Origin of the sequence: Herbaspirillum chlorophenolicum (assembly GCF_001189955.1) — a bacterium.
GTDB lineage: Bacteria > Pseudomonadota > Gammaproteobacteria > Burkholderiales > Burkholderiaceae_D > Herbaspirillum > Herbaspirillum chlorophenolicum.
The window spans coordinates 72,009-87,906 of record NZ_LFLT01000021.1 but is presented as its reverse complement, the minus strand read 5'-3'; the positions used below and the strand labels follow the sequence as shown (position 1 = coordinate 87,906).

16 protein-coding genes are annotated in these 15,898 nt (G+C 62.8%); 2 read left to right on the top strand and 14 right to left on the bottom strand.

Annotation, left to right across the window (positions count from 1 at the left end):
• Together AKL28_RS14205 and AKL28_RS25045 are read right to left on the bottom strand one after the other, a co-directional pair.
• Positions 1 to 1,421: ATP-binding protein (locus tag AKL28_RS14205; protein WP_050468818.1), on the bottom strand; the 1,421-nt coding region annotated here is incomplete at its 3' end.
• A gap of 340 nt (positions 1,422 to 1,761) precedes the next feature.
• Positions 1,762 to 1,896, bottom strand: coding sequence for a helix-turn-helix domain-containing protein (locus AKL28_RS25045; protein WP_231602436.1), 135 nt, complete (start codon positions 1,894 to 1,896; stop codon positions 1,762 to 1,764).
• 296 nt (positions 1,897 to 2,192) lie between these two features.
• Here AKL28_RS25045 and AKL28_RS14200 point away from each other — a divergent pair, with 296 nt between their 5' ends.
• Positions 2,193 to 2,849, top strand: coding sequence for an SIR2 family NAD-dependent protein deacylase (locus tag AKL28_RS14200; RefSeq protein WP_082221498.1), 657 nt, complete (start codon positions 2,193 to 2,195; stop codon positions 2,847 to 2,849).
• On the opposite strand, the gene AKL28_RS14195 is transcribed toward AKL28_RS14200, so the two are convergent.
• The 12 genes from AKL28_RS14195 to AKL28_RS14140 all read right to left on the bottom strand — a co-directional run bounded on the left by AKL28_RS14195 (position 2,846) and on the right by AKL28_RS14140 (position 14,748).
• A complete protein-coding gene (locus AKL28_RS14195; protein WP_050468806.1) occupies positions 2,846 to 3,331 on the bottom strand; it encodes a nucleoside deaminase in 486 nt (161 codons plus the stop codon). The two genes, AKL28_RS14200 and AKL28_RS14195, sit on opposite strands and share 4 nt — an antisense overlap.
• 7 nt (positions 3,332 to 3,338) lie before the next feature.
• The gene (locus tag AKL28_RS14190) at positions 3,339 to 3,971 is read right to left on the bottom strand and encodes a flavin reductase family protein (RefSeq protein WP_050468805.1); all 633 of its coding nucleotides are present in this window, start codon (positions 3,969 to 3,971) and stop codon (positions 3,339 to 3,341) included.
• A gap of 44 nt (positions 3,972 to 4,015) precedes the next feature.
• Positions 4,016 to 5,095 carry a BMP family ABC transporter substrate-binding protein gene (locus AKL28_RS14185; RefSeq protein ID WP_050468804.1) on the bottom strand — a complete coding sequence of 360 codons (1,080 nt, stop codon included), beginning with the start codon at positions 5,093 to 5,095 and terminating at the stop codon, positions 4,016 to 4,018.
• A gap of 246 nt (positions 5,096 to 5,341) precedes the next feature.
• Positions 5,342 to 6,028, bottom strand: coding sequence for a GntR family transcriptional regulator (locus AKL28_RS14180; RefSeq protein WP_050468803.1), 687 nt, complete (start codon positions 6,026 to 6,028; stop codon positions 5,342 to 5,344).
• Between the two features lie 133 nt (positions 6,029 to 6,161).
• Positions 6,162 to 7,088: a glutaminase gene (locus AKL28_RS14175; RefSeq protein WP_050468802.1), complete on the bottom strand. Its 927-nt coding sequence runs from the start codon at positions 7,086 to 7,088 to the stop codon at positions 6,162 to 6,164.
• A 101-nt stretch (positions 7,089 to 7,189) separates the two neighbouring features.
• Positions 7,190 to 7,828 carry an ABC transporter ATP-binding protein gene (locus tag AKL28_RS14170; RefSeq protein ID WP_050468801.1) on the bottom strand — a complete coding sequence of 213 codons (639 nt, stop codon included), beginning with the start codon at positions 7,826 to 7,828 and terminating at the stop codon, positions 7,190 to 7,192.
• Between the two features lie 62 nt (positions 7,829 to 7,890).
• Positions 7,891 to 8,166, bottom strand: coding sequence for a hypothetical protein (locus AKL28_RS14165; RefSeq protein ID WP_231602435.1), 276 nt, complete (start codon positions 8,164 to 8,166; stop codon positions 7,891 to 7,893).
• Between the two features lie 191 nt (positions 8,167 to 8,357).
• Positions 8,358 to 10,808: a TonB-dependent receptor gene (locus AKL28_RS14160; RefSeq protein WP_231602434.1), complete on the bottom strand. Its 2,451-nt coding sequence runs from the start codon at positions 10,806 to 10,808 to the stop codon at positions 8,358 to 8,360.
• A gap of 75 nt (positions 10,809 to 10,883) precedes the next feature.
• Positions 10,884 to 11,939, bottom strand: coding sequence for a FecR domain-containing protein (locus AKL28_RS14155; protein ID WP_231602433.1), 1,056 nt, complete (start codon positions 11,937 to 11,939; stop codon positions 10,884 to 10,886).
• Between the two features lie 8 nt (positions 11,940 to 11,947).
• Complete coding sequence (locus tag AKL28_RS14150) at positions 11,948 to 12,442, bottom strand: sigma-70 family RNA polymerase sigma factor (protein WP_050468799.1); 495 nt, start codon at positions 12,440 to 12,442, stop codon at positions 11,948 to 11,950.
• A 224-nt stretch (positions 12,443 to 12,666) separates the two neighbouring features.
• Positions 12,667 to 13,302, bottom strand: coding sequence for a DUF2325 domain-containing protein (locus AKL28_RS14145; RefSeq protein ID WP_050468798.1), 636 nt, complete (start codon positions 13,300 to 13,302; stop codon positions 12,667 to 12,669).
• Between the two features lie 201 nt (positions 13,303 to 13,503).
• The gene (locus AKL28_RS14140; protein ID WP_050468797.1) at positions 13,504 to 14,748 is read right to left on the bottom strand and encodes an MFS transporter; all 1,245 of its coding nucleotides are present in this window, start codon (positions 14,746 to 14,748) and stop codon (positions 13,504 to 13,506) included.
• 143 nt (positions 14,749 to 14,891) lie between these two features.
• Between AKL28_RS14140 and AKL28_RS14135 the strand changes: the two genes are divergently transcribed.
• On the top strand, positions 14,892 to 15,896 hold the full coding sequence (locus AKL28_RS14135) for a LysR family transcriptional regulator (RefSeq protein ID WP_050468796.1): 1,005 nt from the start codon (positions 14,892 to 14,894) through the stop codon (positions 15,894 to 15,896).
• Positions 15,897 to 15,898: the final 2 nt, after the last annotated feature.

The following is a 15,898-nucleotide window of genomic DNA, read 5'->3' as shown; positions in this document are numbered from 1 at the left end:
GGATCAAGGTTGAGAACAACATCCAAACTGAGGCCGGTTACAGCCATCATTTTTGATGCAATGTCACGGATCTCGCCTTGTTGATCGGATACCTTTTCTGCGCGTCGATCGGAGCACATGTCCGAATAGATCGACTCGAGAGGAAGGGCTGCGGATAACAGGTCAAGAATGTGTTGCAGCGTTTTCTGGTCATTTTTATGGAGGGTCTCTGCCAATGACTTGATGGACGGGTGATCCGTATTGATTTGATAACGGAACATTCCATGGGATGTCTCTATTCGGTCCCAAAATGGATGAAACACAGTTTGAGATTTGTGTTTACGCCCAGGGTAGGTGATCGTCATCTTGCTGACATTGGCAAAATGTGGGATCAAATCGCGCAGCCGATTGCGAATAGTGTCTGGAGGCGATGCAGAAGATTTTTTGATATCCAAAGACCACAGGTGGTCCAGCGAATTGGGAATGTCAACCTGTACCCGCGTCAGTTTGAAGAATTCTTCTTTGGGTACCAAACGGAACCACGTACCCCAGATAACTAATCGACGATTGCGATAGATATAAAAGCCTTGATTGTTACGAAGGCTATCCAGCCCGCCGGCGAGTTGCGCTTGGTCAGAACTCAAATGGCTTAGATGAGGAAGAACATAAGGCTGTACTGTGATTGATTCGCCCGCGATTCTTATGTCTTGGCCTTCCAGCGGTTGCGTGAACGAATTTTCTTTCAAGAAGGGGTCTAGAACGTCTAGCTTTACACCATTCACAAAAATTCCAATAGCAGGAATGCGATCTTCTTTTTTGGAAAATCTATGGAAGACAAATGAGAGATGGTGATGAAGCCCCTCCATTCGGGACTTCATTTCTTCGATGGGTGTTGCAGATCCTGCCATTAGTTTGTCGAGCGCCTGCCACACAACAAGCGTACCGCTTTCTTGTTCGAGCAGAGCTCCGAAAAGAGGTAGTTGCCGCAGCATTTCGGCCTCAGGAACTACGACCATCCATCGTTGCGTCGTTTTGACAAAATCAAGATCCCAGCAACGGGCATGGATTTCGGAGTTTTTTTTGCTGATGACCGTTAGTTTTCGACACTGTGATAGAGAAGCCGTTTTCAGGCCAAGCCCAAATCGACCAAGGTCATTCTCCGCACGGCTTTCAACCGGATTGCGGCTTCCATGCCGCATGGCGTCGGTAAGTTCTGACGCATCCATTCCCCTGCCGTTATCCAGAATGGAAACGAACGGCTCGTGTGTCGCGTCATACTCAATTTGAATAAATGAAGCGCCCGCGGAGATGCTGTTGTCGAGGAGATCGGCTACTGCAGTCTCGGTCGTATAGCCGACTGCTCGCATCGATTCAATAAGACTAACTGGATCCGGCAGTACTTCAATAGCCTCAGGTCCTGCAGATTTGTCTGTTTTAAGCAATCTATTCTTCCCCTGACCCGTTGTGTGGGCCTTTATTCTGATAGTTTGATCTCAGGGAATTCTAAGCGAAGTCATCAAAAAAATTTGAATTGTATGGATTGGACGCAGCCCCTTTGACTGAGAAATTTTCATGCTGGGTCGCCTTATGCCTAGAACAGAATACCTTTTAAGAAAATGGGGCTGTCTAAATAAAATGCCCGCAATCGCGGGCTCATTTTTCAGTGACTTCAGTGTTCATCATGAACAAATCCAGTTTCAGTAAATCTGGCAACCCAATTTCCAACGCCCTCGACAGTGCTTCCATGTTGTCCACAGAGATACTCCTTGAGCCGCCTTCCACTTAGCTCAAGTAGGTCTGACTAATCCCCGCCCTAAACGCAAGCTCTTCCTGCGAAATCTCTTTTAGTCGACGAACCCGTCGAACATTCTGTCCGAAAATTTCGCGAGCGCTAGGCAATGTTTTTGTCTTCTTCATTGCCGAAAGAATCGGCCTCCTAAAGGCGGTCGTCTATATTCTAAAATTAAATCAATATTAACTATAAGTTATATTTATCAAAATATGGCGATTCGGTTTTCTAGCCTCGCATGTTATCTAAATAGGTTTCCCCAGCTATAACTTCGCCATCCCTGCAGCGGTACTACGGCGCTCACCCTTGGCGCCTCAGATGCCAGCCACACCATTCTCACCTCCAATCGACCCCAACCACCCTCACTCGTGCCCGCCAATGGCTACAAGAAGCCGACAGCCTCATCATCACTGCTGGCGCAGGCATGGGTGTCGACTCCGGCTTTCCCGACTTTCGCGGCAACGAAGGTTTCTGGAAAGCCTACCCCCCACTGGCCAAAACCGGTATCACCTTCAGCGAAATCGCCAATGGTGAAGCGTTCGTTGAAGATCCGGTGCGATCCTGGGGCTTTTATGGCCATCGGCTGGCGTTGTATAGCGAGACCGTGCCGCATGCCGGGTTTGCGCTGCTGAACAAACTGGCAAAGACGAAACCTCAAGGCATGTTCGTTTTCACCAGCAACGTCGATGGCCAGTTCCAGAAAGCCGGTGTATCGGAGGGGCGCATCGTCGAATGCCACGGCAGCATCCATCATCTGCAATGCAGCGACGATTGCACCGGTGCGATCTGGCCCGTCGATGCAGTGGCGCCGCCGAATATCCTGAGGTTCAGCGATTACCGCTGGAATGCGCGGCGCACCGATACGCAGTACAGCCGCATGCGCGCCTGGGTGGATATCGTCAGGCGTCCGGTGGTGCTCGAGCTTGGCGCCGGCACGGCGGTGCCGTCCGTGCGGCGCATAGGCGAATGTTTGGGGGCGCCGCTGGTACGCATCAATCCGCGTGAATGGTTGGTGAAGGACGCGGACAAGGCTGGTTTGCCTTGTGGCGCGCTGGAGGGTTTGAAGTTGTTGCTCTCCTAACCTTCTAACTTGCGCAACACAGCCACCGCCTCCTCTTCCAATAGAGGCCCCTCAACGCTAACAGCGGGCACCGCCCCCACAACAACACCAGCCACCCGCAACGGCAACGTCGCTCCCCCCAATATCTCCCCCATCAACGGCGTAGGCGCCCCAAACACCACCCTCTTCACCCCACCCCAAAACATCGCCCCCGCACACATCGCACAGGGCTCCCCGCTGGCATAAACCGTCGTGCCGCGCATCGCTTCCAATCCCAACTCTTTCTGCGCCCGCCGCACCAGCACGATCTCCGCATGCCCGGTGCAATCGGCCGCGGTGTTCTGGTTGTTCATCTCCACCATCAGCACCTCTCCCGCCGGCGAAACCAGCGTTGCGCCGAACGGCATGTCGCCGCGCTTCAGTGCCTGTTTGGAGGCTTCGATCGCCAACCGCATGGCGGCAACGTCTTGATCGGTGAATTCGGTAGCGGGTTTGTTGCTCATGTCGTCCTCACATTTCGTCGATGGGGGTGGTTGATGCGGCCGGTGCTTTATCCAGCGTAAATCGCCCGCTGGAGTTGAGATAGAAGCTGGCCCCGAAGCGTCCGACCGGGTGGTAGTCCTGCAGCCGCACGCGCCATTGCTCGGTGTCGACCAGGCCGTCGCGCGCGGCCAGCCATTGCACGCGGCCGATGAAGATGTAGCGGCTGGGCGTTTCCAATTTTTCGTGCAGCACGCATTCGAAGGCGACCGGCGCTTCGGCGATGCGTGGTGGGGCGATGGTGCGGGATGGCACGGCGTGCAGGCCAGCGTGTTCCAGTTCGCTATGGTGCGGCGGCAATGCCGCGCCGCAAGCGTCCATCTGTGCGCACATGGCTTCGTCGGTGAGGTGGACGACGAACTCACCGGTGCGCAGGATGTTGGCGGCAGTATCTTTCAGCGCGCCGTCCTGCAGGCGGTTGATGCTCACCATCACGATGGGCGGGTCTTCGCCCAGCATGTTGAACATGGAGAACGGTGCGGCGTTGACGGTGCCGTCTTCGCCCAGCGTGGTGATGAGTGCGATCGGGCGCGGCACGATCAGGCTGGCCATCAGCTTGTAGCGCTGGTAGACGCCGATCTCGGAGAAGTCGATTTCAGTCATGGCGATTCATATTGATGCGGCCTGTTGCGAGGCGTGGCGGGCGGTTACGGTTGCTTGCCCTGGATGCCTTCCACGTACCACTTCATGGTCCACAGTTCGGATTCGGGGACGGCTTTGCCGGTGGCGATCTGCAGTTGGCCGGCCTGGTTGTTGATGGGGCCGGCAAATGGTTGCAGCGTGCCGGCGACGATGGCCTTGCGGTGTTGTTCCGCTTGCGCCACTACGTCCTTGGGCAGCGCGGCGTTGTAGGGGGCGAGCTGGATGATGCCTTCCTTCATGCCCCACTTGGTGTCTTCGGCCTTCCACTTGCCTTCCAGCACTTGGCGCACCTTGTGCACGTAGTACACGCCCCAGTTGAGCGTGTTGCCGGTCAGGTGCGCCTTGGGGCCGAAGCGGCTCATGTCGGAGTCCTGGCCAAAGGCGTAGAGGCCTTTGCTTTCCGCCACTTGCACCGGGGCCGGCGAGTCGGTGTTCTGGTAGAACACGTCGGCGCCCTGCCCGGCCAGCGTCTGCGCGGCGTCGCGTTCCAGGCTGGGGTCGTACCAGGCATTGATCCACACCACCTTGGCGTTGACCTTGGGGTTGACGCTGCGCGCGCCCAGCACGAAGGCATCCAGGTTGCGGATGACTTCGGGGATGGGAATGGGTGCGATGTAGCCCAGCGTGTTGGTCTTTGTCATGCGGCCGGCGATGGCACCGAGTACGTAGGCGCCTTCGTAGAAGCGCGTCTGGTACAGGCCGACGTTGCGCGCCATGGTGTAGCCCGAACAGTGTTCGAAGATCACGTCCGGGTTCTCCTTGGCCACGCGCAGCACCGGGTTCATGAAGCCGAACGAGGTGGCGAAGATCATCTTGCAGCCGTCGTCGATCAGCTGGCGCATGACGCGTTCGGCTTCCGGCGTCTCCGGCACGCGTTCGACGAACACGGTTTCGATGCGCGTGCCGAATTCCTTCTCCAGCATGCGGCGTCCCAGTTCGTGCTGGAACGACCAGCCGATGTCGGCTACCGGGCCGGGATAGATGAAGCCGATTTTGAGTTTCGGTGCGGCAGCCAGGGCAGCGAAAGGTTGCGACGAGGCGGCCAGGGCGGCGGCCGAGGTGAGCAAGAATTGACGGCGGTTCATGGCGGCAAGACTCCTTGGTTGGATGGATCGATCGGTGGCGAAAGATCGCCGTTGATCGTATACATGCAATTTGGATGCCAGCCATAAATACTAATCAAGCAATTGATTCAAAAGGATTTAATGTTTATTTGTTGATTGTATACATTTTATCGTTTGCACGCAAAATGGGCAAAAATCACTCAGCCGGCGCGCGAGCGCACTGCTGGCGGGCAGGCGCCGGGTCGGTCGGGGATGACGGAGGGGAAATCAGAATGCGCGGCGTAGCGCTTCGTTTTTGTCTTGCGGCAGGCGCAGCCGGGCTTCCAGTGCCAGCAGGTGTTTTTCCATTTCGGCGGCGGCGCCGTTGCCGTCGCGCAGGGCCAGGAGGTCGACCAGGCGCGTGTGTTCGTCGTGTTCGCAACTGGCTTCGCCCGGCACTTCATAGAGCGCCACGATCAACGAGCAGCGCGTCATCAGCTCGGTCAGCATGCGCTGCAAGACATGGTTGCCGGAGAGTTCGGCCAGCGCCAGGTGGAAGCCTCCGGCCAGCGCCACCCAGCGCGGGTGGTCGCCCTCGTGCAGGGCAGCATGTTCGGCTTGCAGGCGCTGCTTGAGTTTGGCGACTTCGCCGTGGTCGATGCTGCGCGCCACTTCGCGCACGATGGCGCCTTCGATGGCGCGGCGCGCGGCGAATACGTCGCGCGTTTCTTTCGGGCCCGGTGTGGCGACTGCGGCGCCCTTGTTGGTCACGATGTCGACGATGCGCAATTCCGCCAGCCGCCGCAGCGCTTGCCGCACCACCGTGCGGCTGACGCCGAACTGTTCGCACAGGCTGGCTTCCTGCAGCCGCGTGCCGGGCTTCAGCCGTCCGTGCATGACGGCGTTGAAAATCGCCTCGTACACATTCTGGTCGAGGGTTTCCGGGCTGTCGGCGGAGTCGCGTTGCGGTTTCATGGTCGGTGGACGACGGGCTGGGAGAATGCGTTGAGGACGGGCGATATCATAACGTGTCGGCATTCGCTGCAGATGGTTGGTGGATGCAATATGGACTCAATGCGACGGCGGGATCTGGCATGGATGCGGGACATTAGAAAATCGAAAACCCCGTACGCCCCGCAAACAACTCCAGCGCTTTCGCCCCCGCCAGCGAATTGCCATGCACATCCAGCGCTGGCGACCACACGCACAACGCCATGCGCCCCGGCACCACGGCCAGGATGCCGCCACCGACCCCGCTCTTGGCCGGCAGGCCGATGCGGAAGGCGAAGTCGCCGGCGGCGTCGTAGGTGCCGCAGGTCAGCATGATGGAAGCCACGCGCCGCACTTCGCTGGGCGTGAGCAGCGCCTCGGAGACGCCCGGCGCGGTGCCGTAATGCACCAGCAGCTGCGCGGCCCTTACCAGCTCCGCGCAACTCATTTCGATGGAGCATTGGTGGAAGTAGGCTTGCAGCACGTTGTCCACCGGCGCCTTGAGGTTGCCGAAGCTCTTGATGAAATTGGCCATGGCTGCGTTGCGAAAGCCATGCTGCGCTTCCGAGCGCGCCACGCGGGTGTTGAAGTTGATGTCTGGCACGCCGCTGACCTGGCGGATGAATTCCAGGATGGCCAGGTGCGGGTTGACGTATTGGCTGCACAGGATGTCGGTCACCACCAGCGCGCCGGCATTGATGAAGGGATTGCGCGGGACGCCCTTGTCGGTCTCCAGCTGCACCAGCGAGTTGAACGGGTTGCCGGAGGGCTCGCGCCCGACGCGCTCCCATAGCGCATTGCCCAGCGTGCGGTAAGCCATCACCAGCGTGAAGACCTTGGAGATGCTCTGGATCGAAAACCGCTCATGCGCGTCGCCGGCCGTGTAGATGCCGCCGTCGGGCAGGTAGAGCGCGATGCCCAGCTTGCTGCGGTCGATGTGGCTCAGTTCGGGAATGTAGCTCGCCACCTTGCCGTGCAGCGTGAGGGGGCGGACTTCTTCGAGGACCTGTTCCAGGATGGGCGTGAAATGGGTGGCGGTGTCCATGCGGTGGTGGCGGAGGATGGCAACAGGCACATCATGCCATCCACTGCGGCCGCACGCACGGCGGCGTCCGGTATGGAGATCGCGGTGGGGAGGATTGAGGCTTAATCGCCCAGGTCGATGGCGGCGGCCAGCGCCACGCCTTCCGGCGCTTCGTACAGGGCGACCACCCAGGCTTGCTGCTGGTTGCCCGATTGCGCGTTGAGGGTGTGCGTGACGAAGTTGATCGAGGCGCGGTCCAGTCCGGCGAAGGGATCGTCCAGCAGGTTCAGCGTGGCGCCGGCGGCAAAGGCGGCGGCCAGGTAGACCTTGCGCTTGCTGCCGGTGGAGAGCATGAACAGTTTCTTTTCCAGGTGCGGCGCAAGCGACAGGCCTTCGATCAGCGCCGGCAGGCGCGCACGGTCGAAGCCGGGAAAGCGTTCCGCCATGGCATGAAAGAATTCCGGCGGCGTCGCCTGGTCGTACGCCTCGGTGCGCGGGTCGACGTGGAACACCTTGCGGCGATAGGCTTCGCTGTCTTCATCCAGGCGGATGCCGTCCAGTTGCAGTACGCCATCCTTCACCGGCATCAGCCCGCCCAGCAATTGCAGCAGGGTGGTCTTGCCGCGGCCGTCGCCGCCGCGCACCAGCGTGACTCCGGCCGGGATCGCGGCGGACAGGTCCTTGAAAAGTTCATGCCCGGGATAGGCAAAATTGAGCTTGCGGACCTGCAACAGCGCGGGGCGGTCTTGTAATGTCGTCATGGAAGTCTTGCGTGGAAGCACCGGGGCGGCGGATCCGTCCGGCAATGCGGTTCAGGAGCCGGTTAGCGCCGGCGCTGCTGCGCGGCCAGCTTTTCTTTGCGGGCGTCGGTCATCATGGCGATCGCCAGTGCGACCGGCGGATACAGCAGGATCAGGCCGCTCCAGTCATGCTCGGAGAGAAACATCAGGCCGGCGATGCACAGGTCGAGCGCCATCAGGAACATCAATGGCCAGCCCACGGGCGCGCCAAGGAAAGTCTTCGGTCTCTTGTTCTTGAAATACAGTGCCATGCCATTCACCGTCGTTGTTCGCGCCATGCCGTCTTGACTGCTTGCCATCAATTCCGCCTGGTGGGCTGAATAATGGACCGGCGGGCATGCCGCGAGGGTTGTCTCCTGTGGGCGATTATAAAAGATGTTGGAGGCCCGGGCGACGATGGCGGGAGATATTCGTGCACCGCGTTCCCTGGCGGCAAGATGAAGGTAAAACCCACTGCCGGCCGACAGGCATCGAACGGCCGCGATGGCGATCAGAAATCGGCCTGCGCCGACAACAGCAATGTGCGCGGCGCCGCCACTGTGGCGTAGGGACTGGCAAGCAGCCAATAGTTGCGGTTGAACAGGTTTTCCACATTGGCGCGCAGCACCACCGGCTTGCCGGCCAGGCGGGTTTGATAGCGCGCGCCGATGTCGGTGCGAGTCCAGCCCGGCAGGCTCAGGGTGTTTTCGGCGTTGAAGTAGACCGATGAGGTATGGACGACGCGCGCATTCAGGGCGAGTCCGGCCAGCCACGGGGTATCCCAGTCGGCGGCCAGGCTGAACGTGTAGGCCGGTACGCCGGTGGCGTTCTTGCCGTCATTGATACCGTTGGCCGTGTGCGTCAGTTTGGCGTCGAAGAAAGCCGCGCTGGCCATCAGGCGCAAGCCCGATGCCGCTTCGCCGTAGGCGGAAAGCTCCAGGCCGCGGTTGCGCTGCTCGCCGTCGTAGCTGTAGAGGCTGGCGCCGGGCGGGTTCTGCAGCATGGTGATGACCGGGCTCGGGTTGGCGATCTGGAAGACGGCGGCGCTGGTGGTCATGCGGCCCCAGTCGACCTTGATGCCGGCCTCGTATTGCCTGGACCGGTAGGGCGGCAGGATCTGGCCGGCATTGAGCACACCGGTCGGCACCACCGTGCCGCGGGTCAGGCCGGCCGTGTAGTTGGCATACAGCGAGAGGTGTTCGGATGGCTTGACCACCACCCCCAGCAAAGGAGAAACGGCGCTGGCGCTGTAGGAAGAGGTCTCCAGTCCGGTGACGGTATCGAAGCTGTCGTAGCGCACCTGCTGCTGGCGCGCCCCGGCGAAGATGTTCAGCCGGCCTTCCAGCATGGACAAGGTATCGGCCAGCGTCACGCTGGTGAGCACCATGTCGTAGGACTTTTTGGGCGCGGTGCGCGCATCGGTGATGGCGGGCAGCGGCGTGGCGGTGTAGATGCTGTAGGTGGCCGTGCCGCTTGAGGGGATGTAGGCGTTGCCGGCTTCCTGCTGCAGCCGCGTCATGCCGATGGCCAGCGCATGGCCGATGCCGGCCGTGTCGAAACGCATGCGCAGGCCGGCGTCGGCGGTCGTGGTCTTGCTGTAAGTGTCGTAGTAGCTGTTGCGCAGCGTGCCGATGCCGGCGGCGTTGACCGCGCCAGTCGTCAGGTTTTGTCGGGACGCGCCGTAGCGGTAGCCGATGGCGCCGTAGACGGTCATGCCGCCATCGATGTCGTATTCGAGGCGCGACACCGTGGCGGCATCTTCCAGCCGCAACTGGCTGCCGCGATAGAAGTTCGCATCCGCCGGCGGCGGCGAGGGGATCGTCGTCACCTCCGGCAGGAAGCCGACCTGCGGGCGGAAATTGTCGGTGTCCTCATGCTGTGCATAAGTATCCAGCGACCAGCGCAACTGGCTGCCGCGGTAGTCCAGCGCCAGCGCGCCGACGGCCAGTTGCTGGTTGCCGTCCTTGATGCTGGCTTCCCCATCCTTGTAGACGCCGTTGACGCGGATACCCCACGCGTTGCCGGTGCCGAAACGGCGGCTGGCATCGGTTTGCAATCCGGTTTGTCCCTTGCCCTGGAAGGACGTGGTCAGGCGCGCGAGCGGTTCGTCGCCGGCGCGTTTGGTGACGATGTTGATGCTGCCGCCGATGCTGCCATCGGGGTTGATGCCGTTCATCAGGGTACCGGGGCCCTTGAGCACTTCCACCCTTTCCATGATGGCGGCCGGCATGTGGCTGGCCGACGCCAGGCCGAACAGGCCGTTGAAACCGACATCGCCGCTGGAGAGGCTGTAGCCGCGGATCTGGAAGGTATCGCCGAAGCCGCCGGTGGAGGTGAGCATGCGCACCGAGGCGTCGTTTTCCACCACGTCGGCCAGCGTGCGCGCCTGCTGGTTTTCCAGCAGGGTGACGGTGTAGTTCACGGTGCTGAACGGAACATCCATGGCATTGCCCGTGCCGAGGATGCCAAGGCTGCCGCCTTTGGCGATCTGGCCGCCGGCATAGGGCGCGGTAGCGTCCTGGTCGGCGGTCGACATGATGGTGACCGTGGGCAGCGGCCGGTTGGCCATGCCGAAGGCGGGCTTGCTCAGCAGGTAGCCGCCGTTGGCCTGGCGGCTCACCTGGATGCCGGTGTGGGCCAGCAGCGCAGCCAGTCCGCCGTCGATGCCATAGCTGCCCCGCAGCCCGTCGCTATGGAGGCCGGCGGTGATTTCCGGCCGGAACGACAAGAGGATGCCGGCATCGTGGCCGAAACGGCCCAGCACGTCTTCCAGCGGGCCGGCGGGAATGTCATAGGTGCGCATCGCGGCTTGCGCGAAGGCGGGAACGGGGATCAGTTGCGCGGACACGGCGGCGATGGCGGTAACCGCACCCAGCGCCAGGCGCCGGGTGCCGCAGGCGAATGCCGCACGCCGCAGCATTGCCTGCATGGCTTGTGCGTAGCGCGCCCTCGCCTGCTCCATGTCGATGCGACCTTTCCAGATAAGAAATTGACGTCCCTGCCCCAATGACCCGCGAAAACCGAAAACGGATCAGCTTCACGCGGCCGGCCTTGGTTTTTTGTACCGGGGAGATCGGCCGCGTTGCGGCAGCGGGTTCATGCGTATGCGGCGGCCGCCCCAGAAGCGGTGGCGGGTGTCGGCCTGCACGTCCAGCGTGCTGGCCAGTGTTTCGATGACCTTGTCGATATCGTCCAGCGGAAACGAACCGGATACCCGCAAGTCGGCGATGGCCGGGTCGCAAGCGAGGGTGTCGCGGCTGTAGCGGCCCAGCTCGGCGATGAAATCGTCCAGCCGCATGCTGCGGGCGATGATGAAACCGTCGGTCCAGCCGATCAGGGCGGCATCCGCCCGGCCGGCCGCATGGATTCCGGTGGCGCTGAAACGCGCCTGTTCGCCGGCCTGCACGACCAGGCTGCTGGCGGCATCGTGGCGCGGCGCGATGCGCACCGCGCCTTCGAATACGCGGACCTCGGTGGCGTCGGCCATTTGCCGGACCGTGTAGCGGGTACCCAGCGCCTGGGCTGTGCCGTGCACGGTCTCGATCATGAACGGGCGGGGCGCGGCATCCTTGGCCGTGGTTGCCAGGATCTCGCCGGCAATCAGACGGATGCGCCGTTCGGCCGGGCTGAAGCCGACGTTGACGGCGCTGCCGGTGTTGAGCATGAGCTGCGTGCCGTCGGCCAGCGTAAGCGTGCGGCGTTCACCGACGGCGGTACGGTAATCCGCATTCCACTCGCGCCAGGGCGTGTATTGCGCCACGCCCCAGGTGGTGCCGCCGGCGAACACCGCCACGACCAGGCCCTTGATGATCTGGCGGCGGTGCGGCGAGCCGCGCGGCGCCAACGCGGCCTGGGCGACGGCGGAATTGAGCGGCGAGGCCAGCGGCTGCAACCGGCCCCGCACCGACTCGATGCGCTGCCATGCGCGCTCATGGTCGGCATGCTCACCGCGCCAGCGGGTCCATGCGGCGATGGTCTGGGGCGGCACCGGCTGGGCTTGCAGTTCCACCAGCCACTCGAGTGCGCGTTCGGCCACATGCTGCGGCAGCGTGGCGGCATCGGGCGTGTGCTGATACCAGCTGGAGGCGGACAAGGACGGCCTCATCCGAGAAAGGAAATATCGGCAAAGTAGCAGCGCTGCAGGGCCTTGACCAGATACCGCTTGACGGTGGGAACCGATATGCCGAGCGCCTCGGCGACCTGGGCGTGGGTTTGCCCGTCGAGCTGCGACAGCAGGAAGGCGCGTTTGACGATGGCCGGCAGGCCGTCCAGCAGCTGGTCGAGTTCCAGCAGGGTTTCCAGCAGGATCGCCTGTTCTTCCGGCGACGGCGCCAGGCCGGCCGGAGCGTGGGCCAGTGCATCGAGATAGGCCTTTTCCAGCTTCTCGCGCCGCCAGTGGTTGGACACCAGGTTCTGGGCGACCGTGGTCAGGTAAGCGCGCGGCTCATGGAGGGTGGCCGGCACGCGCTCGCTGCTGAGCAGGCGGATGAACGTGTCATGCGCCAGGTCGGCCGCCTGCTCGGTATTGCCGAGCCGACGCAGAAGCCATCCCTTGAGCCAGGAATGGTGGTCGCAGTAGAGGGCTTCGATGGACATGGGGGAAAGGCATCCCAGACAAGATGGAAACCGATCCGGCAAGCCGCCTGTGCGCTCAGATCGGCGCCTTGTCGGCGCGGCCAGGCCGGGAATGAGAAAAGGTGATTATAAATGATAGTGATTACCATTAACAAATGGTGCTTGCCTATCGTTGTTTTCGTGCCGGGCCGGAAAAAAATGCCGGCAAAGCCGGCATGTAAAGAAGGACGCTCGTTGCGCGCTGCTCAATCGGCAGCTTGCTGGGCGCTTTCGGTTTCGGCCGGGACCATGCCGTCGATGGCCGTACGCATGTCATGGTGGATGCGCATGACGCGGAAATTGGCCGGTTGCTCGACCATCACGCAGGTCTTGCCGGTGCGCTTGCAGTGGTCCTGCACGCGCCAATAGGCGCCGTGGCTCAGGCACCCGGTCTGGCAGATCACCAGGTCGGCGGCGACGATGCTGGCTTCAAGCGCCGCAATGTCTGGCGTTGCCGTGCCGGCGGCGGTTTGCGGCCGTGCTGCCGGCACGGGCGCCGATATGGTCGGGCGCAGCGTGTCGCGCATCAGGTCCTGCAGCCGCCGGCTCAGGTCCTTGACCTTGCGCGCCAGCGTGACGCGCGGCGCGAGATCGGGGATGGCCGCCTCCAGCGCGGCGCGGTCTTCGCAAGCCCAGGCCAGCGCACTGTCGCGCGCGATGATGGCCGCGCGCATTTTCATCGCCTGCGCGCGCAGTTGCGCGATCTCCCCGGCTTGCTGCTGCATGGCCTCGCTGCAGCGAAGCTGCGCGGCGGCAAGGTGGCGCAGCAGTACGGCATGCTCGTCGGCCAGCGTAGCGTCCGGACGCTGGATGGAGGGCGCAGGAAGCGTCGTGTCGTTCATGGGAGTCTCCCGTTGCGGGCCTCGCCTTGCATCGCAATCCGTCATCCGGCGAGGAGGGGCTCGATTATAGATGAGAACGATTGTTATTTGACGCGGCTAGCAGCAGGGTTATTTCTTTCTGCGGCCGTTGGCTGGCGACAAAAAAAAGTGGCCCCGGCTTGCACCGGGACCGCTTCAGGAAAAGGCAGGGAATCGAGGCGTTCAGCGCGCCTTGGCAGCGCCCGGCCACAGGCGGACTACCAGCGCCAGGATCGAGGTCAGCGTGGCCAGGCCGACCACGGCGATCCAGCCCCACTGCGCCAGGGCCAGGCTGCCCAATGCCGCGCCGCTTGCCATGCCGATGAACATGCCCACGAACAGCACGGCGTTGAGGCGGCTGCGGGCGCCGGGTTCGATGCTGTAGACGATGGTCTGGTGCGCCACCAGGGTAGCCTGCACGCCGAGGTCGAAGCCGATGGCGGCCAGCGCGATCAGGACCAGTTGGCCTTCCGTTGAAAACCACGGCGACAGCGCCATCGCAGCGAAGGACACGGTTGCCAGGCCAACACCCAGGCGGGTCACCAGCTCAGGGCCCTTCTTGTCCGAGATGCGGCCGGCCAGCGGAGCCGCCAGGGCGCCGGCTGCGCCCGCCAGGCCGAAGGCGCCGGCGGCGGCACTGCCCAGGTGGAACGGCGCGCCATGCAGCATCACCGCCAGGGTCGACCAGAACGCCGAGAAACCGATCGATAGCACGCCCTGGGCCAGGGCGGCGCGACGCAGGGCGCCATGCTTTTTGAGCAGGCTGGCCAGCGAACCCAGCAGCGCGCCGTAGCGCATGTGGGTGGTCGGATGGAAGCGCGGCAGGCCGCGCCATGCAGCCACGCCGATCAGCGCGATGCTGGCGGCAGCGCCCACGAACATGGCGCGCCAGCCGAAGTTTTCAGCCACGAAACCGCTCACCACGCGCGACAGCAAGATGCCCAGCAACAGGCCCGTCATCACGGTGCCGACGATGCGGCCGCGGTGCTGTTCCGGCGCCAGGGTAGCGGCGGCCGGCACGATGTCTTGCGCCATGGTGGCCGACAAGCCGACCGCCAGGCTGGCGGCCAGCAGCATGCCCACGCCCGAGGAGGCGCCGGCCAGCAGCAGCGCGGCGGTCAGTACCGCCGCCTTGATCAGGATGATGCGACGGCGGTCGTAGCGGTCGCCCAGCGGCGCCAGCAGCAGGATGCCCAGCGCGTAACCGAGCTGGGTCGACATCGGCACCATGCCGACGACGCGCTCGGAAGCGCCGATATCGTCGGCCAGTACGCCCAGCATCGGTTGCGAGTAATACAGGGAAGCCACGGACAGGCCGGCGCCGGTTGCCAGCAGCAGGATCAGCGCTGTCGACAGGCCATGCGCTTGCGGATGCGCCTTGGCCGCCAAGTGGCTTGGGGCTATATGCGTGTTAGGAATGTTATTCATGATGAAACTCCCGATGGGTTTGCCATATGTTTGCGTCGAACTGGCCCGAAAAAGGCTTGTGTGCCAGCGTTGAAGCGGATTCTGCGCCACCCGGCTCGCATACGGTAGTAGCGTAAAAAGCAGAATTGATATACGTTTAGCGTATGACCAAGCCCTCCGCCCCCTCCCAGACAACAGCGCTCGCCGCCGGCCTGACCGACCGTATCGAGCTGATGCAGACCTTCGTGCGCATCGTCGAAGCCGGCAGCCTGTCGGCGGCGGCATCCCAGTTGGGCACGACCCAGCCCACCATCAGCCGCCGCTTGCAGACCCTGGAGCGTTCGCTCGGGGTGCGGCTGCTGCAACGTTCCACGCATGCGATGAAACTGACCGACGACGGCGAGCGCTGCTACGAGCGCGCCAAGGACTTGCTGGCGGGATGGGACGAGTTCGAAAGCGACCTGCGCGGGGCACGCCTGCAGGCCGAGGGTTCGCTGCGGGTGGTGGTGCCGCATGCGTTCGGGCAAAAGCAGCTGATCGGCCCGCTGACGGAGTTCATGCGCCGCCATCCGCTGGTCATGGTGGAGTGGCTGCTGCATGACCGCGCCGCCGATTTCATTTCGCAAGGCATCGACTGCGCGATCCAGGTGGGCGAGGTGCACGACCCGTCCGTGGTGGCGATCCACCTGGCCGAAGTGCCGCGCATGACGGTGGCGGCGCCGTCGCTGCTGGAAGGCCGCCCGCTGCCGCAGCATCCGGCCGACCTGGCCGCCCTGCCCTGGATCGCCATCCCCGCCTTTTACCGGCGCGAAGTGACGCTCACGCATGCGCGCACCGGCGAGCAAAAGCACATCTCGTTCCGGCCGCAGCTGGTCACCGACAGCCTGTACGCGTTGCGCAACACGGCCATCGAAGGCATGGGCGTGGCGGTCGGGTCGTCTTGGATCCTGGCCGAGGATGTGGCGGCGGGCCGGCTGGTGCAGTTGCTGCCGGAGTGGGAACCGGCGCCGCTGCCGGTATCGCTGCTGTATCCCTATGCGCGCTTTTATCCGGCGCGCCTGCGCCATTTCATCGACACCATGAAGGAAGCCATGCCGGGGGCCGTGCGCGGCGCGGTCGGCTGGGATGCGCTGGCACGGCGCAAGACGGCGCCCAATCAGGGAGACTGAGG